Source organism: Leifsonia sp. RAF41, from assembly GCF_052114085.1.
Taxonomy (GTDB): domain Bacteria; phylum Actinomycetota; class Actinomycetes; order Actinomycetales; family Microbacteriaceae; genus Leifsonia.
Genome location: NZ_JBFREB010000001.1, coordinates 1,106,663 through 1,129,613 on the forward strand (window position 1 = coordinate 1,106,663; position 22,951 = coordinate 1,129,613).

At 70.2% G+C, this 22,951-nt stretch carries 22 protein-coding genes; 17 read left to right on the forward strand and 5 right to left on the reverse strand.

The window, feature by feature from the left end:
- Window positions 1–55 precede the first annotated feature (55 nt).
- Entirely contained in the window at window positions 56–1,063 is a 1,008-nt protein-coding gene (gene nusA / locus AB4Y74_RS05270) for a transcription termination factor NusA (protein ID WP_441798068.1), read from the forward strand.
- An 18-nt stretch (window positions 1,064–1,081) separates the two neighbouring features.
- Here nusA and AB4Y74_RS05275 read toward each other — a convergent pair whose 3' ends face one another.
- The gene (locus AB4Y74_RS05275) at window positions 1,082–3,538 is read right to left on the reverse strand and encodes a cell wall-binding repeat-containing protein (protein ID WP_441798069.1); all 2,457 of its coding nucleotides are present in this window, start codon (window positions 3,536–3,538) and stop codon (window positions 1,082–1,084) included.
- Between the two features lie 149 nt (window positions 3,539–3,687).
- Here AB4Y74_RS05275 and AB4Y74_RS05280 point away from each other — a divergent pair, with 149 nt between their 5' ends.
- From AB4Y74_RS05280 to AB4Y74_RS05295, 4 genes are all read left to right on the forward strand, one after another.
- Window positions 3,688–3,939 carry a YlxR family protein gene (locus AB4Y74_RS05280; protein WP_441798070.1) on the forward strand — a complete coding sequence of 84 codons (252 nt, stop codon included), beginning with the start codon at window positions 3,688–3,690 and terminating at the stop codon, window positions 3,937–3,939.
- 103 nt (window positions 3,940–4,042) lie between these two features.
- Entirely contained in the window at window positions 4,043–6,841 is a 2,799-nt protein-coding gene (infB, locus tag AB4Y74_RS05285) for a translation initiation factor IF-2 (RefSeq protein ID WP_441798071.1), read from the forward strand.
- Between the two features lie 57 nt (window positions 6,842–6,898).
- The gene (gene rbfA / locus AB4Y74_RS05290) at window positions 6,899–7,390 is read left to right on the forward strand and encodes a 30S ribosome-binding factor RbfA (RefSeq protein ID WP_441798072.1); all 492 of its coding nucleotides are present in this window, start codon (window positions 6,899–6,901) and stop codon (window positions 7,388–7,390) included.
- A 37-nt stretch (window positions 7,391–7,427) separates the two neighbouring features.
- Window positions 7,428–7,718 (forward strand): YciI family protein, encoded by a 291-nt coding sequence (locus AB4Y74_RS05295; protein WP_441798073.1) that lies wholly within the window; start codon window positions 7,428–7,430, stop codon window positions 7,716–7,718.
- Window positions 7,719–7,743: 25 nt separating this feature from the next.
- On the opposite strand, the gene AB4Y74_RS05300 is transcribed toward AB4Y74_RS05295, so the two are convergent.
- Window positions 7,744–8,610, reverse strand: coding sequence for an A/G-specific adenine glycosylase (locus AB4Y74_RS05300; RefSeq protein ID WP_441798074.1), 867 nt, complete (start codon window positions 8,608–8,610; stop codon window positions 7,744–7,746).
- A gap of 106 nt (window positions 8,611–8,716) precedes the next feature.
- Between AB4Y74_RS05300 and AB4Y74_RS05305 the strand changes: the two genes are divergently transcribed.
- Window positions 8,717–9,322 (forward strand): hypothetical protein, encoded by a 606-nt coding sequence (locus AB4Y74_RS05305; protein WP_441798075.1) that lies wholly within the window; start codon window positions 8,717–8,719, stop codon window positions 9,320–9,322.
- A gap of 7 nt (window positions 9,323–9,329) precedes the next feature.
- Here AB4Y74_RS05305 and AB4Y74_RS05310 read toward each other — a convergent pair whose 3' ends face one another.
- Both AB4Y74_RS05310 and AB4Y74_RS05315 read right to left on the reverse strand, forming a co-directional pair.
- Window positions 9,330–10,337 (reverse strand): ketopantoate reductase family protein, encoded by a 1,008-nt coding sequence (locus tag AB4Y74_RS05310; RefSeq protein WP_441798076.1) that lies wholly within the window; start codon window positions 10,335–10,337, stop codon window positions 9,330–9,332.
- Between the two features lie 64 nt (window positions 10,338–10,401).
- Window positions 10,402–11,892 carry a DHA2 family efflux MFS transporter permease subunit gene (locus AB4Y74_RS05315; protein WP_441798077.1) on the reverse strand — a complete coding sequence of 497 codons (1,491 nt, stop codon included), beginning with the start codon at window positions 11,890–11,892 and terminating at the stop codon, window positions 10,402–10,404.
- 73 nt (window positions 11,893–11,965) lie between these two features.
- On the opposite strand from AB4Y74_RS05315, the gene AB4Y74_RS05320 reads away from it, so the two are divergent.
- From AB4Y74_RS05320 to AB4Y74_RS05345, 6 genes are read left to right on the forward strand one after another with little or no spacing between them, the layout of a single operon-like run.
- The gene (locus tag AB4Y74_RS05320; protein ID WP_441798078.1) at window positions 11,966–12,628 is read left to right on the forward strand and encodes a TetR/AcrR family transcriptional regulator; all 663 of its coding nucleotides are present in this window, start codon (window positions 11,966–11,968) and stop codon (window positions 12,626–12,628) included.
- Complete coding sequence (gene truB, locus AB4Y74_RS05325; RefSeq protein WP_441798079.1) at window positions 12,625–13,572, forward strand: tRNA pseudouridine(55) synthase TruB; 948 nt, start codon at window positions 12,625–12,627, stop codon at window positions 13,570–13,572. Before AB4Y74_RS05320 ends, truB begins: the two co-directional genes overlap by 4 nt.
- On the forward strand, window positions 13,569–13,937 hold the full coding sequence (locus tag AB4Y74_RS05330) for a hypothetical protein (RefSeq protein ID WP_441798080.1): 369 nt from the start codon (window positions 13,569–13,571) through the stop codon (window positions 13,935–13,937). The genes truB and AB4Y74_RS05330 overlap by 4 nt, the downstream gene beginning before the upstream one ends.
- A 40-nt stretch (window positions 13,938–13,977) precedes the next feature.
- Window positions 13,978–14,472 carry a hypothetical protein gene (locus tag AB4Y74_RS05335; RefSeq protein ID WP_441798081.1) on the forward strand — a complete coding sequence of 165 codons (495 nt, stop codon included), beginning with the start codon at window positions 13,978–13,980 and terminating at the stop codon, window positions 14,470–14,472.
- Window positions 14,469–15,419, forward strand: a complete 951-nt coding sequence (locus AB4Y74_RS05340) for a bifunctional riboflavin kinase/FAD synthetase (protein ID WP_441798082.1) — start codon at window positions 14,469–14,471, stop codon at window positions 15,417–15,419. Before AB4Y74_RS05335 ends, AB4Y74_RS05340 begins: the two co-directional genes overlap by 4 nt.
- Entirely contained in the window at window positions 15,419–16,639 is a 1,221-nt protein-coding gene (locus tag AB4Y74_RS05345) for an MFS transporter (protein ID WP_441798083.1), read from the forward strand. Before AB4Y74_RS05340 ends, AB4Y74_RS05345 begins: the two co-directional genes overlap by 1 nt.
- A gap of 88 nt (window positions 16,640–16,727) precedes the next feature.
- Here the strand turns inward: AB4Y74_RS05345 and AB4Y74_RS05350 are convergent, their stop codons facing one another.
- Complete coding sequence (locus tag AB4Y74_RS05350) at window positions 16,728–17,690, reverse strand: ROK family protein (protein WP_441798084.1); 963 nt, start codon at window positions 17,688–17,690, stop codon at window positions 16,728–16,730.
- 90 nt (window positions 17,691–17,780) lie between these two features.
- Here AB4Y74_RS05350 and AB4Y74_RS05355 point away from each other — a divergent pair, with 90 nt between their 5' ends.
- The 5 genes from AB4Y74_RS05355 to AB4Y74_RS05375 all read left to right on the forward strand — a co-directional run bounded on the left by AB4Y74_RS05355 (window position 17,781) and on the right by AB4Y74_RS05375 (window position 22,941).
- The gene (locus AB4Y74_RS05355) at window positions 17,781–18,746 is read left to right on the forward strand and encodes a sugar-binding transcriptional regulator (RefSeq protein ID WP_441798085.1); all 966 of its coding nucleotides are present in this window, start codon (window positions 17,781–17,783) and stop codon (window positions 18,744–18,746) included.
- 25 nt (window positions 18,747–18,771) lie between these two features.
- The gene (deoC, locus tag AB4Y74_RS05360; RefSeq protein WP_441798086.1) at window positions 18,772–19,809 is read left to right on the forward strand and encodes a deoxyribose-phosphate aldolase; all 1,038 of its coding nucleotides are present in this window, start codon (window positions 18,772–18,774) and stop codon (window positions 19,807–19,809) included.
- A gap of 35 nt (window positions 19,810–19,844) precedes the next feature.
- Window positions 19,845–21,341 carry an aldehyde dehydrogenase family protein gene (locus tag AB4Y74_RS05365; RefSeq protein ID WP_441798087.1) on the forward strand — a complete coding sequence of 499 codons (1,497 nt, stop codon included), beginning with the start codon at window positions 19,845–19,847 and terminating at the stop codon, window positions 21,339–21,341.
- Window positions 21,338–22,198 (forward strand): aldehyde dehydrogenase family protein, encoded by an 861-nt coding sequence (locus AB4Y74_RS05370; protein WP_441798088.1) that lies wholly within the window; start codon window positions 21,338–21,340, stop codon window positions 22,196–22,198. Before AB4Y74_RS05365 ends, AB4Y74_RS05370 begins: the two co-directional genes overlap by 4 nt.
- 110 nt (window positions 22,199–22,308) lie before the next feature.
- Window positions 22,309–22,941 (forward strand): SGNH/GDSL hydrolase family protein, encoded by a 633-nt coding sequence (locus AB4Y74_RS05375; RefSeq protein ID WP_441798089.1) that lies wholly within the window; start codon window positions 22,309–22,311, stop codon window positions 22,939–22,941.
- The last annotated feature ends 10 nt before the right edge of the window (window positions 22,942–22,951 follow it).

Genomic DNA, 22,951 nt, shown 5'->3' on the forward strand with positions numbered 1-22,951 from the left:
ACTGAGTCCGCCGCGCCCATCGCGCGGCGGCGAGATCTGAATAGAGGAGGCCGGCATGGACATCGACCTCAGCGTCTTGCGTCTCATGGAGCGCGAGAAAGAGATCCCGTTCGATGAACTGGTGCAGATCATCGAGCAGGCGATCCTGACCGCCTACCTGAAGCACACCAACCAGGCCGAGCACCGGCACGGTCACAGCGACCAGCCGCCCGCCGCGCGCGTGCACCTCGACCGCAAGACCGGGCATGTCACCGTCTACGTTCCCGAGCACGACCACGAGGGCAACATCATCGGCGAGGCCGAGGACAGCCCCAGCGACTTCGGCCGGATCGCGGCTTTCGCGGCCAAGCAGGTGATCAACCAGCGTTTGCGCGACATCGCGGACGACGCCGTGCTCGGCGAGTTCCGCGGGCGCGAGGGCGACATCGTCGCCGGTGTCATCCAGCAGGGGCCGAACCCGCGGATGATCCACATCGACCTCGGGTCGGTGGAGGCGATCCTCCCGCCCGAGGAGCAGGTGCCGGGCGAGGAGTACACGCACGGTTCGCGCATCCGCGTCTACGTCACGAGCGTCTCCAAGGGCACGAAGGGGCCGTCGATCACCGTCTCGCGGACGCACCCCGCCCTCGTTCGCAAACTGTTCGCGCTCGAGGTGCCCGAGATCGCGAGCGGCGTCGTCGAGATCGTGTCCCTGGCCCGCGAGGCCGGTCACCGCACGAAGATGGCGGTCCGCGCGACGGAGCCCGGCGTGAACGCGAAGGGTGCCTGCATCGGCGAGCTCGGTCAGCGCGTGCGCGCCGTGACCGCGGAGCTGAACAACGAGAAGATCGACATCGTCGACTACTCGCCCGACCTCGCGACGTTCGTGTCGAGCGCGCTCAGCCCCGCGAAGGTGACGAGTGCGTTCGTCATCGACGATTCGCTCAAGGCCGTTCGCGCGCTCGTTCCCGACTACCAGCTGTCACTGGCGATCGGCAAGGAGGGCCAGAACGCCCGCCTCGCCGCCAAGCTGACGGGCGCGAAGATCGACATCCAGCCGGATTCGATCCTCGACCGCGACTGAGACCACCGAGGGTAAGCACTACTTCACGTAGGCTCCCAGGGCCGATTGGACGGCGTCACTGACGCTGTTCGGTCCGCCGGTCAGCCAGATGTGGCCGGGCGCGAGACGGGTCAGCTGGGCGCTGATCGTCGACGGCACGGACGTCGGCGCTGTGAGCAGCAGGGGCTGGCCCGAGTTGCCCGCGGCCGCCGACGCCGATAGTGCGTCGGGGAAGCTCGTCCCGGAGGCTACGAACACCGCCGCGCCACCGGCGGGGAACTTCGCGGCCACCGCGGCGCTCGCCGCATACCGGTCGGCTCCGCTCAGCCGCGTGACGCTGCCGGTGGTGTAGTTCTTCAACGCCGTCAGCACGCCGTCGCTCACGGAGTCTGGACCACCGACGACGACGATGCTCCCCGGCTTCACTCGCTGCAACTCGGTCGCGATCGAGGCGGGGAGTGCGGTCGGCAGTGTGAGCAGCAGGGGGGCGCCGGTGGTGCGCGCCGCCAGGGCGCCCGCGGAGAGGGCGTCGGGGAAGTTCTCGCCCGAGACCACGTAGGCGACGGAGACCCCGACGGTGGCCGTCGCCGCACTCACCGCCGCACTGGCCGCGTAGCGGTCAGCGCCGCCGATGCGGCTGACTGCGCCGGTGGTGAACCCCTTCAGCTGGTTGAGGACGCCGTCCGAGACGCTGGCAGCGCCGCCGAGGACCACGATGCGGGCCGGGTGGAGGCGCTGCAACTCCGCCTGCACTGTCGCGGGGATCGCCGCCTGCTGCACGAGGAGCATCGGTCCGTGCTCACGCCCGGCGGCGGGGGAGCCAGCGAGGGCGTCGGGGAACTGCTCGCCGGAGGCGATGTACGCAACGGGCGGGTTCGCCGGGAAGATGGCGGCCGAAACGGCGGCGCTGGCGCCGAACCGGTCGTCGCCGCTGAGGCGGCCGACCTTCTGCGCGCTCGCGGGCACAGAGTAGGCCCGCAGCTTGCCGCTGCCATCGGTGAAGTAGAGCTTGCCGTTGACGACGATCGGGCTCTGCCAGTGCAGCCCGCTCCCACCCGCTGTGTCGGTCCACAGCTGGCTGCCGGTGGCCGGGTTGAGCGCACGCACGCCGTTCTTCGACAGGTAGAAGAGCACGCCGCCCGCGATGACCGGAGTGGTCCCGGCGGCCGTGGTGGACGTCTGGTTCCACACCGGCACGAGGGCGGGCTTGCCGCCGGTGCCCGCCTGCAGTTTGAGGGCGGAGATCCCGCTGTTGTTCGCAATGAAGACCCAGGAGGTGCCACTGCCGTCCACCCAGTTCGCCGGCTGGGTGAGCACCTGGCCACCCTGGGGCACGGCGATGGACTGGAGCTCGCCTCCCGTCGTGCCCGGGTGTCCGGCGCCGCTGAGGTTCGCCGTGTTCAGCAGGCGGATCATCGCATCCTTGCCGCTCTGAACCGCGAGGTGCGCGACGGATGACCCGGCGGGAGCGGCCACGACCTGCGGTGCGGTGCTGCCGAGGTCCAGATCCTGCTGATTGAGGGCGACGTAGTTCGTCGGCGTGTAGCTGTCGACCGGGCCGCCGCCCGAGCCGGTGCCGTCCGGGTTGATGGCGAGCACCGTGTCGCCCCAGTTGCGGCTACCGTCGAAGACGGAGTTTCCGGTGGAGAACAGGATGCGCTGGGTGCCGGCATCCCAGACCACACTCGGTCGCGCCCACACGGCGGACTGCACGTTCGCGCAGCCGCCGGCCGCCAGGTGGCCCGTCTTGTCGCTGCACAGCGAGTTGAACACGCGCTGGGATCCGGTGGCCAGGTCGATCGTGGTCACGTGCCCCTGGTAGTCGCCGCGGTCGCCCGGGTAGCCGCCGTTCGACGCGTAGAGGTAGGTGTGGCCCCCGGTGGTGACGATGGTGAGTGCGGGGGAGGCTTTCTCGTCGTACGGCTTGACCGTCGTGACCTCGGGCCATCCGCCTCCCGTGGTCTCCACTCCGCTGCCTGTCGCGTACTTGTGCACTTTTCCGTCGAGCCCGTAGCTGTACACGTACGCGCCGCTCGGATCGATCGCCGGGGAGGACGTGGTGTAGCAGGTGGTGCTGCCATTGTTGATCTTGCAGGACCCCGGGCCGTTCTGGTGCTTCCATACCTCCGCGCCGGTGGTGGCGTCGGTCGCGGTGATCCAGCCGTCCTTCGTGGTCGTGAAGAGCAGGTCGCGTGTCCCGCCGGCCGTTGCCACGCCCGGCTGCTCGACCGGGGGACCGTCGGACACCCCGGGGAGGGTCGCAGTGAAGAGCGGTTTCAGCGCACCGACGGTCGACGGAATGATCTGCGTCTCGGCGTCGTTCACCCCTGTGTGTGCGGGGCCGTTGCCGAACTGGCTCCATGCCAGGGGTGCGGCGGTCGCTGGAGCAGCAGCCGGTTGCACCGCCGTGAGCACGGCCGCGGCGAGCCCACCGGCCAGGATGAGGTGGATCGTGCGCCGTGCGGCGGGGTTCGCGCCCTCGCGAAGTGTCTTCATGAGTCCTCCCTCGGGCAGTGTCCGCCGTTTAGGGGCAGGTCGCCAGTCCTCCACACGACGGACTTCCGGTGTCCGGGCCGCCTGGCGGCTAACCTGGGAGGGACGACGCCCGCCCGCCGCGTTCGGTGCAGGGCGTCGAGAGGAGTAGGATGGAACCCGTCAGAACGTGCGTCGGATGCCGTTCTCGCGCTCCCCGGTCCTCTCTTCTGAGGATCGTCGCCCATGATTCGGAACTCGTGGCGGATCCGTCCGCCATCCGTCCAGGGCGGGGTGCGTGGCTGCATCCGGTCGACGAGTGTCTCGACCTCGCAGTGAAGCGCCGGGCCTTCGGGCGGGCGTTGCGCATCGAGGGAAAGCTCGACACCGCGACCATCCGGTCGCAATTCATTAGAACAGGCTGAAGAAGTTGACTTCACATGAGTGACAACCGATGAGTGTCTCGAAATGAGATCCGTCCGCTATTAACGCCTGCCCCTGTCTGGGGTGGGCCCAGACAGGAGAATTGTGGCTGCAAAACCACGCGTACACGAGGTCGCGAGCGAGCTCGGCGTCGACAGTAAAGTCGCGCTCGCGAAACTCAAAGAGATGGGCGAGTTCGTCAAGGGACCGTCCTCCAGCATCGAGCCCCCGGTAGCACGCAAGCTGCGTGCCGCCCTGGAGGCCGAAGGCGCCAAGGCATCGCCCGAGAAGGCGACCGCGGCGGCTCCGAAGGCGCCGTCCCAGGCACCGCGTCCGGCAGCTCCCCGTCCGCCGCAGCCCGAGGCTGCGTCGTCCGACGAGGAGACCGGCCCGAAGCCGCAGGCGCCGATGTCGGTCGCCGAGCGTCAGGCCGCGGCCGAGAAGGCCGCCGCTGAGAAGGCCGCGGAGAAGGCTGCCGAAAAGGCCGCAGAGCAGGCGGCCGCCAGCACGGCGACCGAGAGCGCGTCGGCAACTCCCGACGCGGTCAAGCCCGCGACCCCGCGTCCCGCCGGCGGCAGCATCCCGCGCCCCGGCTCCCCGCGTCCGGGCAACAACCCGTTCGCCAGCAACCAGGGCATGGGTCAGCGCCCGCCGCGCCCCGGAAACAACCCCTTCTCGTCCTCGCAGGGCATGGGCCAGCGGCCTTCGCCCAGCAACATCCCGCGTCCCACCCCTCCGCGTCCGGGCTCGCCGCGCATCGGCGCGCCCGGCCAGGGTGGCGGCGGCAACCGTCCGGGGCAGCGTCCCGGCGGTGGCGGCGGAGGTCGTCCCGGCTTCCAGCAGCGCCCCGGTAGCGGTGGCGGTGCGGGTGCCGGTGCTGGCGCAGGCGGCGGCTTCCAGCGGCCCGGCGGCGGCTTCGGCGGCCCGCGTCCCGGTGGTGGCGGCGGTCGTGGTCGTGGCCCCGGCGGCGGTACCGCTGGTGCGTTCGGTCGCGGTGGCGGCAAGAGCAAGGCCCGGAAGTCGAAGCGCGCGAAGCGCCAGGAATTCGAGATGCGGGAGGCCCCGTCGCTGGGCGGCGTGAGCGTTCCCCGCGGCAACGGCGAGACGGTCGTCCGACTGCGTCGCGGCTCGTCCATCTCGGACTTCGCCGACAAGATCGACGCGAACCCCGCGTCGCTCGTCACCGTCCTCTTCCACCTGGGAGAGATGGCGACGGCGACCGAGTCGCTCGACGAGGCCACCTTCGAGGTGCTGGGCGAGGAGCTCGGATACCGCATCCAGGTCGTCTCCCCTGAGGACGAAGACAAGGAGCTCCTGGAGGGCTTCGACATCGACCTCGACGGCGAGCTCGCCGGCGAGTCGGACGAAGAGCTCGAGATCCGTCCGCCGGTCGTCACGGTCATGGGCCACGTCGACCACGGTAAGACGCGCCTTCTCGACGCGATCCGTAACGCCAACGTGGTCGCCGGTGAGGCGGGTGGCATCACCCAGCACATCGGTGCCTACCAGGTGTGGACCGAGCACGAGGGCTACGAGCGAGCCATCACCTTCATCGACACCCCGGGTCACGAGGCGTTCACCGCCATGCGTGCCCGTGGTGCGCAGGTGACCGACATCGCGATCCTGGTGGTCGCGGCCGACGACGGCATCATGCCGCAGACGATCGAGGCGCTGAACCACGCACAGGCGGCCAACGTGCCGATCGTGGTCGCGGTGAACAAGATCGACAAGCCCGACGCGAACCCGGCGAAGGTGCGCCAGCAGCTCACCGAGTTCGGCCTGGTAGCCGAGGAGTACGGCGGCGACGTCATGTTCGTCGACGTCTCGGCCCGCAACGACATCGGTATCCAGGACCTGCTCGACGCGGTCCTGCTGACCGCCGACGCCGGTCTCGACCTGCGTGCGAACCCCAACAAGGACGCTCGTGGTGTCGCTATCGAGGCCAAGCTCGACAAGGGCCGCGGCGCCGTCGCGACCGTGCTCATCCAGTCCGGAACGCTCCGGGTCGGCGACGCGATCGTGGCGGGCACCGCTTACGGACGCGTCCGTGCGATGGCCGACGAGAACGGCGATGCCGTCTTCGAAGCCGCGCCGTCGCGTCCGGTCCAGGTGCAGGGTCTGTCCAGCGTCCCGCGTGCCGGCGACGTCTTCCTCGTCACCGAGGAGGACCGCACCGCCCGTCAGATCGCCGAGAAGCGTGAAGCGGCCGAGCGCAACGCCCAGCTGGCGAAGGCCCGCAAGCGCATCTCGCTCGAGGACTTCACCCGGGCTCTGCAGGAGGGCAAGGTCGAGGCGCTCAACCTCATCATCAAGGGCGACGTGTCCGGTGCCGTGGAGGCGCTGGAGGAGTCGCTCATGAAGATCGAGGTCGACGAGTCGGTCAGCCTTCGCATCCTGCACCGCGGTGTCGGCGCGATCACCGCGTCCGACATCGACCTGGCAACGATCGACAACGCGATCGTGATCGGCTTCAACGTCCGCCCGGACGTGAAGGCGCGCGAGCGTGCGGCCCGCGAGGGCGTGGATGTCCGGTTCTACTCGGTCATCTACAATGCGATCGAGGACATCGAGAACTCGCTGAAGGGCATGCTCAAGCCCGAATTCGAAGAGGTCCAGTCGGGTGTCGCCGAGATCCGCGAGGTGTTCCGCTCCTCGAAGTTCGGCAACATCGCCGGTGTCATCGTCCGGTCCGGAACAATCACGCGCAACGCCAAGGCGCGCGTCATCCGCGACGGCGTGGTGGTGGGGGACAACCTCAACATCGAGTCGCTGCGCCGGTTCAAGGACGACGTCACGGAGGTCCGTACGGACTTCGAGGCCGGTATCGGTCTCGGAAAGTACAACGACATCCAGATCGGCGACGAGATCGAGACGACCGAGCTTCGCGAGAAGCCGCGAGCCTAAGTTCGTGCGATGGCCGGTGGCTCTGCCACCGGCCATCTTGCCCGAAAGGAGAACACTATGGCCGATCCGGCACGCGCGAGGAAGCTCGCGGACAGAATCAAGGAGATCGTCGCCAAGCGGCTCGACCGCGGGCTGCGTGACCCGCGCCTCGGCTTCGTGACCATCACGGATGTCCAGGTGACGGGCGACCTGCAGCACGCGACCGTGTTCTACACGGTCTACGGCACCGAGCAGGAACGCGAAGACAGCGCTGCCGCACTGAAGGCGGCGACCGGCATGCTGCGCACCGAGGTGGGCAAGAACATCACGGCTCGGCTGACGCCGACGCTGGCGTTCCAGCTCGACGCGATCCCCGAGAACGCGGCACACATCGAGGGCCTGCTGCGTGAGGCGCAGCAGCGCGACACCGAGGTGGCGGGCCTTGCGGCCGGCGCGAACTACGCCGGCGACGAGGACCCGTACGTGAAGCCGCGGTCTCTCGAGGACGACGAGGACGACGAGGACGACGTCGAGGACATCGACGACGTCGAGGTTTCAGACGAGAAGTGACTCCCTCCGCGTGACGGGTCGGCCGTAGGCTGACGGCATGTTCGCCGTCTCGTTCTACGACGCCGACCCGGACGCGGGCCCGGAGCACTTCCAACGGCTGGTCGACACCTATCCGCGACATCGGGCCTACCTCGACGAATTCGCGAAGGGCGGCGACGTGCTGATGATCGGCACGTTCGGCGACCCGGCCTCCCAGGGCTCCATGGCCGTCTTCCGCTCGCGGGAGGCGGCCGAGCGCTTCCGGGAGGGCGACCCGTTCGTCACCGAGGGTCTCGTCTTCCGCGTTCGCATCCTCGACTGGGACCCGCTCGTCTTCGCCGCGGATTGAGGTGCTCGCCAGTGAGCACCTACGGTCATGGCAGGGTGTAGCCGCCGTCCGCGACGACCGCGAGGCCGTCGGACAGCAGGCCGGCGAGGGCGCGGTCGCGCTGGGCGGCGTCCGGCCACACCGACTCGAGCTCTGCGGGGCTGACCGGGATGTGCGACGCCCGCAGTTCCGCCATGATGCGCCCGCGCACCTGACGGTCGCTGCCCTCGTACCGCTTCTGCACTGCCTTGCGCGGCCCGTCGTAGGCCGGGTAGCCCGCCTGTCGCCAGGCGCAGCGGTCGGCGACCGGGCAGACGTCGCAGCGCGGGCTCCGGGCGACGCAGACGATCGCGCCGAGTTCCATCATCCCGGCGTTGAACGCGGCCGCGGCGGGCCGGTCGTCGGGGAGCAGCGCCTCCATCGCGGCAAGGTCGCGCTTGGCGCTCGGCGGCCCCTGCTCCGCCTGGCCGTCGATGGCGCGGGCGATGACCCGGCGGATGTTCGTGTCGACCACCGGATGCCGGTTGCCGTAGGCGAACACGGCGACGGCCCGCGCGGTGTAGTCGCCGATGCCGGGCAGCGCGAGCAGCGCATCCACATCCTCCGGGACCACGCCATCGTGCTGCTCGGTGATCGCCACGGCGGCCGCGTGGAGCCAGAGCGCGCGACGCGGGTAGCCGAGCGACTTCCAAGCCCGAACCGCCTCGCCGGGCGGCACCGCGGCCAGGTCGGCAGGTGTCGGCCAGCGGGTGAGCCACTCCTCGAGGTGCGGGATGACGCGGCTCACCGGAGTCTGCTGCAGCATGAACTCGCTCACGAGCGTCCCCCACGCGGTGAAGCCGTCGCGTCGCCACGGTAGGTCGCGCCGGTTCGCGTGGTACCACTCCACCACCGTGCCGGAGAACTCACCCACCCTCCGACCCTAACCGGATCGGCAGGGCGCCGAGGTGCACGTCGTGGCTGCTATTCCGCCGGAATAGCGACACCTACGTGCACTTCGATCCGCTTATGCTCGTCGCATGATGCTTCCGCCGACGCCGCGCGTGCTGTTCCTGCGCCAGTTGCTCGGCGCGATCCGACGAGAGGCGCCCGTCGGTCGGGTGACCGTGGCGGTGGACGCCGGGTCGGGAGGTGGGGGAGCCAGCGCGGGCGGAGTCACGTTCGCGGACGACCTGGCGCTCGTCTTCCGGGAGGCCGGGGCGGAGACGTTCCGCGCATCCCTCGGCGGCTTCCACAACTCGCGGGCCTACCGCACCCGGCTCGGGCCCGAGACGCCCGAGAGCTACTACCGTGAGGCGTACGACTACGTGACGCTGCGGCGGGTGCTGCTCGATCCGTTCCGGCTGGGCGGCAGCGCCGGCTTCCAGACGACAGCATTCGACGCTCCGCGGGATCAGCCGGTCGAGGCGCGCTGGCTGGCGGCCGGTCAGGATGCGGTGCTGATCATCGACGGGGAGTTCCCGTTGCGCCCGTCCTTGCGGAGGCAGTGGAACGCGTCCGTCGTGCTGGTGGACGCGCCGCAGGCGGCGGCGTACGTGGAGGACGCGCATCCACTCGAGTTCGCATCGTATCTGGTGGACGACAGCGACCCGTCGCACCCGCGATGGGCGCCGCGGGAGGGCTGACGCGAGCTCAGCCGGTGAGGAGGGGCCGCATCCGCTCGGCGACCTCCGCGGGCGTGAGGAACGCGCCGGTCCGTTCCACCTCGTGCACGAGCGCGGTGATGGCCGCGTTGACGGGCGCCCCGATCCCGGCGGCACGTGCTTCATCCACGACCGCGCCGTTCAGATAGTCGATCTCGGTGAGCTGGCCGCGGCGGATGCTCTGCAGCGTCGATCCGGGGTTCGGAGTGGCGCCCATCCGCCGCTTCATGAGCAGTGGGACCGCCTGGGCCGCCCAGCGTGGGGCGCGCGCGACCACCCGGAGGATGCGGTCGTCGAGCCCCTGAAGACTGCCGAAGCGGACGCCCCGCGCGTAGCCGACCCGCGTCGCCTCCTGCAGACTCGCGGTGAGGATCGAGCGCAGGCGACGATCGCCGATCACCGCCTGCGCGCTCAGGCCGGTGATCGCGGGGAGTGCGTTGATCTGATTCACGATGAGCTTCGTCCACTGCGCACCGGTGAAGTTGTCGATGGCGTGGGCGGGCATGGCGGCGTCCAGGATGCGCGCGGCGTCGACCGCCGCGGGCGGCGGGGAGCCGTCACCGGCACCGAGGTAGGTGTTCGCCGTCGTGGTGACGGAGACCTGCCCGGGGGAGAGGAAACTGGCGGCGTAGAGGGCGAGGGCGCCGACGCAGTCCGAGCCGGGGAGCAGCGCCTGCGCCTCGCGGAGCCCGGCGAGACCGTTCTGGACGATCACGACCGGGATGCCGTCGAGGAGCGCGGCGTTGGCGCGGATCGCGGTTTCCGCATCCTGCGCCTTCGTGCAGACGAACGCGAGCTCGGGCCGCGTCTGGAGCGTCTCAGCGGCCGCCACGCGAGCGGTGTGGACGCCCCAGCCGCCGTCCAGCCGGATCCCCGACTCGCGGATGGCGGCGAGCTGCTCGCCCCGGGCGGTGACCTCGACGAGGTGACCGACGCGGTCGAGGAGCGCCGCGATCGTGCCGCCGATGGCCCCAGTCCCGATCACACCGATACGCACGCGCTCCAGCCTAACCGCGCCGGAGGGCGGAGCCCGCCCGCGGCCGACGGTCGGGCATCCACGGTCAGTCCGCCAGGACGGGGGCCGGTTCGGCGACGGCCAGCGCGTCCACGGCGGCCTCGACGGGCGACTCCGGCTCGGCAGCGGCCGCCGCCGCGGCCCGCGCGGCGGCGCGACGGCCCGGCAGCGCCAGGCTGATCAGCGCGGCGGCACCCAGCACGCCCGCGCCGACCCACACGGCCGGGATGGCCGCATCCACGTAGCCCGTCGGGGTGAGAGTCCCACCCGCGCCCGTGAACACGGCGGTCAGCACGGCGACGCCCAGCGCGACACCGACTTCACGGAGCGTGGAGTTGGTTCCGGACGCCTTGGCGTGATCCGCCGGGCGCATGTTGGCGAGCACCGCCGTCGAGCTGGGCGCGAAGACGAGACCCATGCCGATCCCGGCGAGCAGGAACGGCGGCCACATCTGCGAATAGGGGAGCGTCGCCGAGAGCGTCGAGGCGATCCAGCCCATCGAGACCGCGAGGAGGACCAGGCCGGCGACGACCGGAAGCCGGGTGCCGGTGCGCGATGACAGCAGCCCGGTGAGCGGGGCTACGACCATCGGGGCGAGCGTCCACGGCATGGTCATCACCCCGGCTTCCAGCGGGGTGTGACCCTGCACCACCTGCAGGAACTGGATGAGGATGAAGATGGCCCCGAAAATGCCGAAGCTGAAGGTGACGCCGACCAGGTTCGCGACCGTGAAGCTGCGGTCCCGGAACAGGCGCAACGGCAACAGGGGAGCGGTCGCGCGCGACTCCCAGAGCACGAACGCGACCAGCAGCGCGGTGCCGACGATGAGGGGGATGAGCACCTCGGCGCTGCCCCATCCGGCGTCGTTCCCACGCACGATGGCGTAGACGACGCCCAGGACGCCGGGGGCGGCGAGCAGAAGCCCGACGACGTCGGCGCGGACGCGTGCCCCGAAGCTGTTCGGCAGGGCGAGCAGCACCAGCGGGACGGCGATCACACCGAGCGGGACGTTGAGCCAGAAGATCGCCTGCCAGTTCCATCCCTGCACGACGGCGCCGCCGATGAGCGGGCCGAGCGCGACGCCCAGGCCGGAGATCCCGCCCCAGATGCCGATCGCGGCCGGGCGGAGCCGCTGGCTGACGCTGCCGGCCAGCAGGGTCAGCGAGAGCGGGAGCAGGGCCGCTGCGCCGACGCCCTGCAGCGCACGGGCGGCGATCAGCATCCAGGGCTCCGTCGCGAGGGCGCTGGCGGCGCTGGCCAGGGTGAACACGGTGATGCCGGCGAGGAAGACCGAGCGCCGGCCGAGACGGTCGCCCAGACCGACCGCCATCAGCATGAGGGTCGCGAACGTGAGGGTGTACGCATTGACGACCCACTGCAGCTCTTCAATGGAGGCGGAGAGGTCTTTCGCGATGACGGGGAGCGCACTGGTGACGACCAGGTTGTCGAGCGTCGCCATGAACATCGGCAGGGACGCCGCGACGATCGCCAGCCAGACGGGGATGCTGCGGGTGCGCGGTGCGGCAGGAGCGGACATGCGACGCCTCCGATTGTTGTTATTGGATGATTACAAGAGCCGAGACTAGTAATCGACTGATAACCTGTCAAGTGTGACGGACAAGAACAGCGAGCGGATCCCGTCGGCCGAGCGCCGGGTGCAGATCCTCGAAGCCGCCAGCCGGGTGTTCGGCGAACGCGGCTACTTCGGCGCGACCACCGACCAGATCGCCCGGGAGGCGGGCATCAGCCAGCCCTACGTAGTGCGCATGTTCGGCGGCAAGGAGAACCTCTTCGTCGGCGTGCTCACCCGCTCGCTCGAGCGACTGCTCGTCGCCTTCACCGAGACCATCGAGACCTGGAAGGCGGAGGGATCGCCCGCCGTCGCCGACGGCACCGCGGGGGTGATCGTGGCGGGCGCTCACGGCGAGGTGGGCCGTCGGCTCGGACTCGCCTACGTCAGCCTGATCGAGGACCGCGGCCTGCTGCTCTCCCTCATGCAGGCGTTCAGCATGGGGCAGGACCCGACCATCGGCGGGAGAGCCCGCGACGGTTTCCTGACGATCTACCGGCTGCTCCGCGACGAGGCCGGGTTCAGCCCGGACGAGGCGCGCTCCTTCCTGGCCGAGGGGATGCTGCTGAACACCCTGCTCGGGCTCCGCCTCACCGACGAGTACGAGAAGGATGAAGCGGCGACCGAGCTCATCGAGTGCACCTTCCGCACGAAGCTGCAGCTCGTCCTCGACGTCTCCGCCGGCGAAGGGGCGCGCGCGTGACGGGCAGCGGCCTCATCCTGGTGGACAAACCCGACGGGATGACCAGCCACGACGTCGTCGCGCGCGTCCGCAGGGCGGCGGGCACCCGCAAGGTGGGCCACGCCGGAACACTCGATCCGATGGCCACCGGACTGCTGATCGTCGGCGTGAACTCGTCCACCCGCCTGCTGACCTACATCGTCGGCGCGGACAAGGAGTACCTCGCGACCATCCGGCTCGGCGCCTCCAGCACGACCGACGACGCCGAAGGCGAGCTGCTCGTGCCCGCGTCGCAGCAGGAGCTGGATGCTGTGACCGACGCGGCGATCCACGCCGGCATCGCCGCCCTGACCGGCGAGATCGAGCAGGTCCCGAGCTCGGTGAGTGCGATCAAGGTCGACGGCAAGCGGGCCTACGCCCGGGTCCGCGCCGGCGAGCAGGTCGAACTGAAGCCGCGCGCGGTGACCGTCTCCGAGTTCGAGCTCCTCGCGACGCGCCGACTCGACGGCGCGATCGACCTGGATGTGCGCGTCGTCTGCTCGTCGGGCACCTACATCCGCTCGCTCGCCCGCGACCTGGGCGCCGGGCTCACCGTCGGCGGCCACCTCACCGCCCTGCGGCGCACCCGCGTCGGCGCCTTCCACGTGCGCGACGCCCACGACCTCGCTACGCTCGATGCGCAGGCGGCGCTCATCCCGGCAGTGGATGCGGCGACGGAGCTGTTCGAGCGGCTCGACCTGACGGAGCAGCAGGCCATCGATCTCACCCACGGGAGGCGCATCCATGTCGCCGACCGGGAGGGGGCCGGAGGCCAGCCGGTCGCGGCCGTCGCCCCCAGTGGAGCTCTCGTCGGACTCATCGAATTCCGCGGAAAGGAAGCCAGGACGCTCGTGAACTTCCCCACGGACGAGGCCGTCGTGCCGGCGAACGAGCCGGCGACCGACCCGGCGAGCGGACCCGCATGATCGAGTGGTTCACCACGGTGCAGGTCGTCGTGGCCTGCGCCGCCGGCATCCTGTGCCTGGTGCTAGGCTTCGCCGGACGCCTGCCCGGCGACCTCTCGATGGGTGCCGTCGCGCTGGTCGAGCTGTTGCTGCTCGCCCAGCTGGTCATCGCCATCGTCGCGCCTGCGGTCGGCAACCAACCGTCCGGCAGCCTGGCGGAGTTCTACATCTACCTGATCTCCGCGCTCATCCTTCCCCTGGCCGGTGGCTTCTGGGCGCTGATCGAGCGAAACCGCTGGAGCACCGTCATCCTGGGCGGAGTCTGCCTGGCGATCGCCGTCATGGTCTACCGGATGAGCCAGATATGGTTCGTCCAGGGCGCCTGAGCGGCACGCGCCGCTCCCGGCGCTGAATAGAATCTAAGTGATGTCCCACCACACCATGTCCGCACGCACGAACTCCGATCCGTCGTCCCCGAGGCGCCGGATGTCGGGGGTGGGCCGGGTGCTCGTCTTCGTCTACGGCGTGCTGGCGCTCGCCGCGACCGGACGCAGCGTCTTCCAGATCATCGACCGCTTCCACGAGGCGCCGGTCGCGTTCACCCTGTCGGCATTGGCGGCCGTCGTCTACATCGTGGCTACCGTCGCGCTCATCGCTCCCGGTCGCGTCTGGTACCGGGTGGCCTGGGTCACGATCAGCTTCGAACTGGCGGGCGTGCTCGTGATCGGTTCGTTGAGCCTGTTCGCCCCCGCGGCGCTCGGCCTGCACGACATCGACCCGTTCGGACGCGACGCGACGGTGTGGTCGGTGTACGGGATGGGCTACCTCTTCATCCCGCTGGCCCTGCCGGTGCTCGGGCTGCTCTGGCTGCGCGGTCACCGACCCGCTGACGAGCCCGCCACCTCGGGAACCGCATCGTGAAGGTCTTCCACGCGGTCTCCGACATCCCCGACGGCTGGGGCCCGAGCGCCGTCACGATCGGCAAGTTCGACGGCGTCCACACCGGGCACCGCGCGGTGATCGACCGGCTGCGCTCCGTGGCCGCCGAGCGCGGACTGGTGTCGACGATCATCACCTTCGACCGCAACCCCCTCGAAGTGCTCGCGCCCGAGAAGTGCCCGGCATCGCTGGTCAGCAACGCGCAGAAGCTCGACCTGCTCGCATCCACCGGGGTCGACGCCACGCTCATGGTGGCGTTCGACCGCGCGCTGGCCGCGCTCGAGCCCCACGAGTTCGTGCGCCGCATCCTCGTGGACCGTCTGCACGCGGCTGCGGTCCTGGTCGGGAGCGACTTCCGGTTCGGCGCTCGCGGCGCAGGCGATGTCGCGATGCTTCGCCGGCTGGGCGAGACCTACGGCTTCACGGTCGAGCTCATCGACGATGTGCGGCCCGAGCACGGACGCCGGGTCTCCTCCACCTGGATCCGGGAACTGCTCGCCGACGGCGACGTGGGCCACGCGACAGAGCTGCTGGGTTCGCCTCCCACCGTCCGTGGAGTCGTGGTGCACGGGGCCGCACGCGGCCGCGAGCTGGGCTTCCCGACCGCCAACCTGTCGCCGGAATCGGAGGGACTCATCCCCGCCGACGGCGTGTACGCCGGCTGGCTGACCGACGCCGGTCAGCGCTACCCGGCCGCGATCTCGGTGGGCAACAACCCGACCTTCGAAGGCGTGCCGCACAAGCAGGTCGAAGCGTACGTGCTCGACCGTGAGCTCGACCTCTACGACCACACGGTCGAGGTGTCGTTCGTGGAGCGCATCCGCGGCATGGTGGCCTACACCGGCATCGATCCGCTAATCGCCCAGATCGCGGCCGACGTGGAGCAGGCGAGGCGCATCCTCGACGTCGGCGCGGGCGAACCCTCCTGATGGCGGGTGACACCCCGGCCGCCGCCGCGCGGCCGCTCTGGCACGGCCGCGCGATCGCCCTGGTGGGCATCCTGCTCGTCGCCGCGAACCTCCGAACGGCGGTCGCCGCGCTCTCGCCGATCTTCGCCGAGATCCGCACCGAGTTCGATGTGTCGAGCATCGGGGTCGGGCTGCTCGGGATGCTGCCGCCCGTCTGCTTCGCGCTGTTCGGCCTGATCGCCCCCTCCTTCACCCGGCGGCTCAGCCTGGAGTCGGTCGTGCTGCTCGCCCTCGGGGTGATCCTCCTCGGCCACCTGGTGCGGGCGTTCTCGACCTCGTTCGCCGTTCTGGCGATCGGATCGGCGGTGACCTTCGCCGGGATGGGCGTCGGCAACGTCCTGCTGCCGCCGCTGGTGAAGCGGTACTTCCCCGACCGCATCGGCCTCGTGACATCCCTCTACGCGACGGTCATGTCCGAGTCCACGCTGCTGCCGCCGCTGGTCGCCGTTCCGGTCGCGGATGCGGCGGGCTGGCACGTCTCCGTCGGGATGTGGGGCTTCGTCAGCCTGCTGGCGATTCTGCCGTGGTTGCGCATCCTGATCACCCACCGCCCGGCGCACCCGGACCGCGACGTCGAGGTGGAGACGGCGCAGCCGGCGATGGCCGGACGCGTGTGGCGCTCGTCGCTGGCGTGGTCGCTGGCGGTCGTATTCGCGGTGTCGAGTCTCAACGCCTACGCGATGTTCGCCTGGCTTCCGGAGATCCTGCACGACGTCGCCGGCGTCGCCCCGCTGAACGCGGGAGCGCTCCTTTCGGTGTATGCCGGAATGGGCATACCGGCCGGGCTGCTCGTGCCGCTGCTGGCAGCGCGGATGAAGAACGTCGCCATCCTGATCTACGCCGGCGTCGTGTTCTTCATCGTCGGGTACCTCGGGCTGATCCTCGTGCCGAGCACGGCGACCTGGCTGTGGGTGGCGTTCGCCGGCCTCGGCCCCCTGCTCTTCCCGCTCTGCCTCGTGCTCATCAACGTGCGCACTCGCACGCACGCCGGATCCGTCGCCCTGAGCGGCTTCACCCAGGGCCTCGGCTACACGCTCGGTGCCCTCGGCCCCCTGGCCGTCGGCGTCCTCCACCAGCTCACCGCCTCGTGGACCGTCCCCCTCATCGTGCTGACCGCGACAGCCCTGGCAGCCGCCCTCGCCGGCTCCGTCGCCGCCCGCCCCCGCTACCTCGAGGACTGACCCCCTCCCTCCCGTAGCTATTCATCGCTTCCTCGATTAATCCGCATTCCTGTCCTTGAAACGCGGATTTATCGAGGAAGCGATTGGTTTAGGGGAGGAGGTTCGCGCGGTGGATGAGGGCGGCGGCTCCGATGAGCGGGCCCTCGGAGGAGAGGGCGGACGGGACGATCCGCACCTTGCGCACGAACGGGAAGTAGTGGTGCTCGATCACCGCGCGCATGTGGTCGAACAGGTCCGGGGTGGCGTGCGAGAAGCCTCCGCCGATCGCGACCAGTTCCAGGTCGAGCAGGGCCGTGGCGGACGCGATGGCGTGGCCGACGGCCCGGCCGGTGCGGGCGATCGCTTCGCGCGCGACGGGGTCCCCGGTCGCGTACGCCGCCGCCAGCTCCTCGCCAGTGGTGCCCGCGAAGCCCTGCCGCCGCGCCCAGGCGACGGTGTGCGGCCCGGAGGCCATCGCCTCCAGCGCGTAGGGGCTGCCGAAGGTGTCCTCTCCCAGGATGTCACCGACCTCCACGTGCCCGATGTGGCCGGCGTTGCCGGTCGGACCGGTGATCACCCGGCCGTCCACGATGAGGCCGCCGCCGATGCCGGTCGAGATGACCATCCCCATGACGTTGTCGACGCCCTGCGCGGCCCCGACCCAGTGTTCGGCCATGGTGATGGCGACGCCGTCCATCTCCAGGGTGACGGGTGCATCGAGGCCGAGTTCCGCAGCGACCCCGGCGACGTAGTCCCGCATCGGGTAGTCGCGCCAGTGCGGCACGTTGAGCGGGGAGACGAGTCCGCGCTTCCGGTCGATCGGACCTGCGCTGCCGATCCCGACCCCGACGATCCGGGCACCGGTCGGAAGGGATGCGGCGGCCGCGCGCACGACGCCGCCGACCGACGCCTCCAGCTCGGGAACGGTCGCGTTCCGCCCGGTGGGGAGGCGGTGGCGCGACCCCTCGACCAGGCGCCCGTCGGCATCGACGAGGGCGGCCTCGACCTTGGTGCCACCGAAGTCGACGGCGAGGGCATAGGCGGTGACGGCGGAGAGGGAGTCTGTGGGCACGACCCAACGATAAACGAAAGCATCCCTGCTCATTTGAGCACCGACCACACACATGTTGCTCACCTGCGCGGCGCTTTCTAAGCTGAAGAGGTGAGCCTGAACGATTCGGACGAGATCCTCGCCGTCAAAGCGGCAGAGCTCTACTACGAGGCCGGCAAGACGCAGGATGAGATCGGCGTCGCCCTCAACGTCTCGCGCTGGAAGGTCGGCCGTCTGCTGGTCGCTGCGCGCGAGCACGGCTTCGTCCGCATCGAGATCGTCCACCCCAGCGCCCGCCGCTTCTCGCTGGAGCGCGAGCTGTGCGGCTTCTATGGCCTCGTCGACGCGGTCGTCGTTCCGGCCGCTGAGACCGACTCGGAGGTTCAGGGGCGCGTCGCGCAGGCCGCCGCCGACTACCTGACCACGCTCCGTCCCGTCCCGCGCACCCTCGGCGTCAGCTGGGGTCGCACCCTGCACGCCGTCGCCGCGCGCCTGCGGCCGGGGTGGGCGGTGGGTGTCAACCCCGTCCAGATCAACGGGAGCGTATCGTCGACCCGCCAGGCGACCGCGGCCGCCGATACGGCGGTCGTCATCGCCCGCAAGGCGCAGGGCACCGCGACGCTGCTGCCCAGCCCCGCCATCTTCGAGCACGCGGCCACCCGGCGCGCGATCGAGGCCGACCGCTCGGTCCAGAGCGTCCTGGAACTCGCCCGCGACGCCAGCGCCTACCTGTTCAGCGCCGGCGTCGTCGACACCAGCTCGGTGCACGTCGATTCCGGCTACCTCTCGGTGGAGGACGTCGCGGCGCTCGCCGAGAAGGGGGCCGTCGGCGACGTTGTCGGTCGCTTCATCACCGACGACGGCCAGGTCGCCGACCCCGAGCTCAACTCGCGCACGCTGGGTCTGAGCCTGGATGAACTCCGCTCGGCCCGCACATCCATCGCCGTCATCTCCGGCGAGGCCAAGCACCGCGTCGCGCACGCGGTCGTCGCCAGTGGGCTGTGCACGACCCTCATCACCGACGAGGCGACCGCCAACGACCTGCTCGGGCGCATCGCCCCGGGCGCACCAGCTTGAGCAACCCATCCCTATGGAGGAACACGTGACCATCGAGACAACGCCACCGGTGCGCACCCTCGCGCCGGCCGCCCGCGCCGTCGAGGTGCTCGGCGGCGACCTGACCGAAGGGTCCCTGCGCCGCTACCTGGGCGGCATCCCCGGTGTGGATGCGGTCGGCCTGGAGCAGCGCGCGGCCGGCCTCGGCACCCGCTCCATCAAGACCACCAGCAAGAAATGGGCGCTGGACACGATCATCGAGCTCATCGACCTGACCACCCTGGAGGGCGCGGACACGCCCGGCAAGATCCGGTCGCTCGTCGCGAAGGCGCTCACGCCGGACCCGTCCGACCTGACGGCACCCCGCCCTGCCGCCGTCTGCGTGTACGGCGACATGGTGCCCTACGCGGTGGAGGCGCTGGGCGCATCCCACGCCGGGGCCGTTCGCCGGGCGGGAGGCCAGGGCGGCGTCAACGTCGCGGCGGTCGCCACGGCGTTCCCGAGCGGTCGCGCATCCCTCGCCGTCAAGCTGGCCGACACCGCGGATGCGGTGGCGGCGGGCGCGGACGAGATCGACATGGTCATCGACCGCGGTGCGTTCCTCTCCGGTCGCTACGGCCTGGTCTTCGACGAGATCGTCGCGGTCAAAGAGGCCTGCCGCCGTGACGACGGCACCTACGCACACCTCAAGGTGATCCTGGAGACCGGCGAGCTGAACACGTACGACAACGTGCGCCGCGCATCCTGGCTCAGCATCCTGGCGGGTGGCGACTTCATCAAGACGTCGACGGGCAAGGTCTCGCCTGCCGCCACCCTGCCGGTGACGCTGCTCATGCTGGAGGTCGTGCGCGACTGGCACCGTCTCACCGGCGAGGAGATCGGCGTGAAGCCCGCCGGCGGCATCCGCTCGTCGAAGGACGCCATCAAGTATCTCGTCACCGTCGCCGAGACGGTGGGCGAGCGCTGGCTGCAGCCGCACCTGTTCCGCTTCGGTGCGTCCAGCCTCCTGAACGACGTACTGCTGCAGCGCCAGAAGCTGAGCACCGGGCACTACTCCGGCGCCGACTATGTGACGATCGACTGACCCGGCTGTTCCGACTGCCAAGAATTGTGGATGACATGAGTTTCCTCGAATACGCCCCGGCCCCCGAGTCGCGATCGATCCTGAACCTGCGCGACGAGTACGGCCTGTTCATCGACGGCGAGTTCGTCGCCGGACACGGCACGCCGTTCCAGACGATCTCTCCCGCGACGGAGGAGCGCCTCGCGACCATCGCGACGGCCGACGCCTCCGACGTGGACGCCGCGGTCGCCGCAGCGCGCCGCGCCTACGACCGCGTCTGGTCGCGCATGAGCGGGAGCGACCGCGGAAAGTACCTGTTCCGCATCGCTCGCCTCATCCAGGAACGCTCCCGCGAGCTGGCGGTGGCGGAGAGCCTGGACAACGGCAAGCCGATCAAGGAGAGCCGGGATGTGGACATCCCGCTCGTCGCCGCCTGGTTCTTCTACTACGCGGGATGGGCGGACAAGCTGGAGCACGCGGGCCTGGGACCTGCGCCCCGCGCGCTCGGCGTCGCGGCCCAGGTCATTCCGTGGAACTTCCCGCTGCTGATGCTCGCGTGGAAGATCGCCCCTGCGCTCGCCGCGGGCAACACGGTCGTGCTGAAGCCCGCCGAGACGACCCCGCTGACGGCGCTGCTGTTCGCCGAGATCGTGCAGCAGGCCGACCTCCCGGCCGGTGTCGTCAACATCGTGACCGGCGCGGGGGAGACCGGCCGCGAGCTGGTCGGCCACCCCGATGTGAACAAGGTCGCCTTCACCGGCTCGACCGCCGTCGGCCGCGAGATCGCGCGCAGCGTCGCCGGCACCTCGAAGAAGCTGACGCTGGAGCTCGGTGGCAAGGCCGCGAACATCGTCTTCGACGATGCGCCCATCGACCAGGCGATCGAGGGCATCGTTAACGGCATCTTCTTCAACCAGGGGCACGTGTGCTGCGCCGGCAGCCGGCTTCTGGTGCAGGAGAGCATCCACGACGAGGTCGTGGACCGGCTGAAGCACCGCCTGTCGACCCTGCGCCTGGGCGACCCGCTCGACAAGAACACCGACATCGGTGCGATCAACAGCGCTGAGCAGTTGCAGCGCATCCGCGAACTCTCCGACATCGGGGAGGCGGAGGGTGCCGACCGCTGGACGGCGGACTGCGCTATCCCGGAGAACGGGTTCTGGTTCGCGCCGACGATCTTCGACAACGTCTCGACCAGCCACCGGATCGCCCGCGAGGAGGTGTTCGGACCGGTCCTCTCGGTCCTCACCTTCCGCACCCCTGCCGAGGCGATCGCGAAGGCGAACAACACCCCGTACGGGCTGTCGGCCGGAATCTGGTCGGACAAGGGCAGCCGCATCCTCGCCGTCGCGGACAAGCTCCGCGCCGGGGTGGTCTGGGCGAACACCTTCAACCGCTTCGATCCGGCCAGCCCGTTCGGCGGCTACAAGGAGTCCGGTTACGGGCGCGAGGGTGGTCGTCACGGCCTCGGCGCGTACCTGGTGCCGGGCCGTTCGCTGCCGGCCGCGTCCTCCCTTCCCGCCCGCCTCACCCGTAAGGGAGCCTCCAAATGAGCCGCCTGGCCGTTCCGAAGACCTACAAGCTCTACATCGGCGGGAAGTTCCCGCGCAGTGAGTCCGGCCGCACGTACGAGGTCGTCTCCGCGAAGGGCGCCTTCCTGGCGAACGCCGCCAAGGGCTCGCGCAAGGATGCGCGCGACGCCGTCGTCGCCGCGCGCGCAGCGGTGTCCGGATGGTCGGGCGCCACGGCCTACAACCGGGGACAGGTGCTCTACCGCATCGCCGAGCTGATGGAGGGTCGGCGGGCGCAGTTCGTCGACGAGATCCAGAAGGCGGAGGGTGTCTCGGCGTCCGCGGCGACGGCACAGGTGGATGAGGCGATCGACCGCTGGGTCTGGTACGCGGGATGGGCGGACAAGTTCGCGCAGGTCGCGGGCAACGCCAACCCGGTCTCGGGCCCGTACTTCAACATCTCCGTGCCGGAGCCCACCGGCGTGGTCGCCATCGTCGCGCCGCAGGACTCCAGCCTGCTCGGCTTCGTCAGTGCTGTCGCTCCGGCGCTCGTCGCGGGCAACACCGTCGTCGTGGTCGCGAGCGAGCGGTTCCCGCTCTCGGCGATCAGCCTCAGCGAGGTGCTGGCGACGAGCGACGTCCCGGGTGGCGTGGTCAACATCCTCACCGGCTCGCCTGCCGAGATCGCGCCCTGGCTGGCCTCGCACGCCGACGTCAACGCGCTCGACCTGGTCGGAGCGGGCGACCTGGAGTGGATCGATCTGCAGATCGCGGCGGCGGACACGCTGAAGCGCGTCCTGGCTCCCGAGAACGGCCCGGACGCCGCGGCCCCGTCGCTCGACCGCATCGCGTTCTTCACCGAGACGAAGACGGTCTGGCACACCAAGTCGCTGCTGTAGCCTCCACGCGATTTCCGCCAATTCGCGGTTCTGCGGCCGCGATAACCGCGAATTGGCACAAATCGTAGAGGGCTGGGCGTTCCTTCCCCTCCTGCACGTTGTGAGGGAGGATGGACGAGACGACGGGAGACGCGATGGCGGAGGAGTGGAGACCGGGCGAGCCTATAGCGGAGCGGGGCGAACTGGCCATGGTCGGCGACAGCCTGACGCAAGGCGGCGACTGGGAGAAGCTGCTGCCCGGTGAGGCGGTTCGCAATTTCGGGATGGCCGGCGACACCACAGACGACGTCCTCGTGCGTTTGGGGGATGTGGTCGACACCAGGCCAGCCACCATCGCTCTGCTCGTGGGCACCAACGACCTCGCCTGGCGCCGCTCGGTCGAGCACGTCGTGCGCAATATCGAGACCATGCTCGTGACCCTGCGGCGGGAGCTGCCGGAGACGCGCATCCTGGCCCAGTCGGTGATGCCGCGCGGCCACGAGTTCGCGGACCAGATCCGCGACATCAACCGGCACCTCTGGCAGTTCGCGCCGAGCGCGCACGTCGGCTGGCTGGACCTATGGCCCGCGCTCGCACTGGAGGACGGCGAACTGAACCCCGCCTACACGGAGGACCGACTGCACCTGAACGCCGAAGGCTACCGGGTCTGGGCCGGTGAGGTGGCACCCGCCCTCGAACGCATCCGCGACCTCCCGCCGAGCAGCCGTGCGATCACCCTCCCCGACCTCGGCGGCACGCGCTAGCCTCCGACCC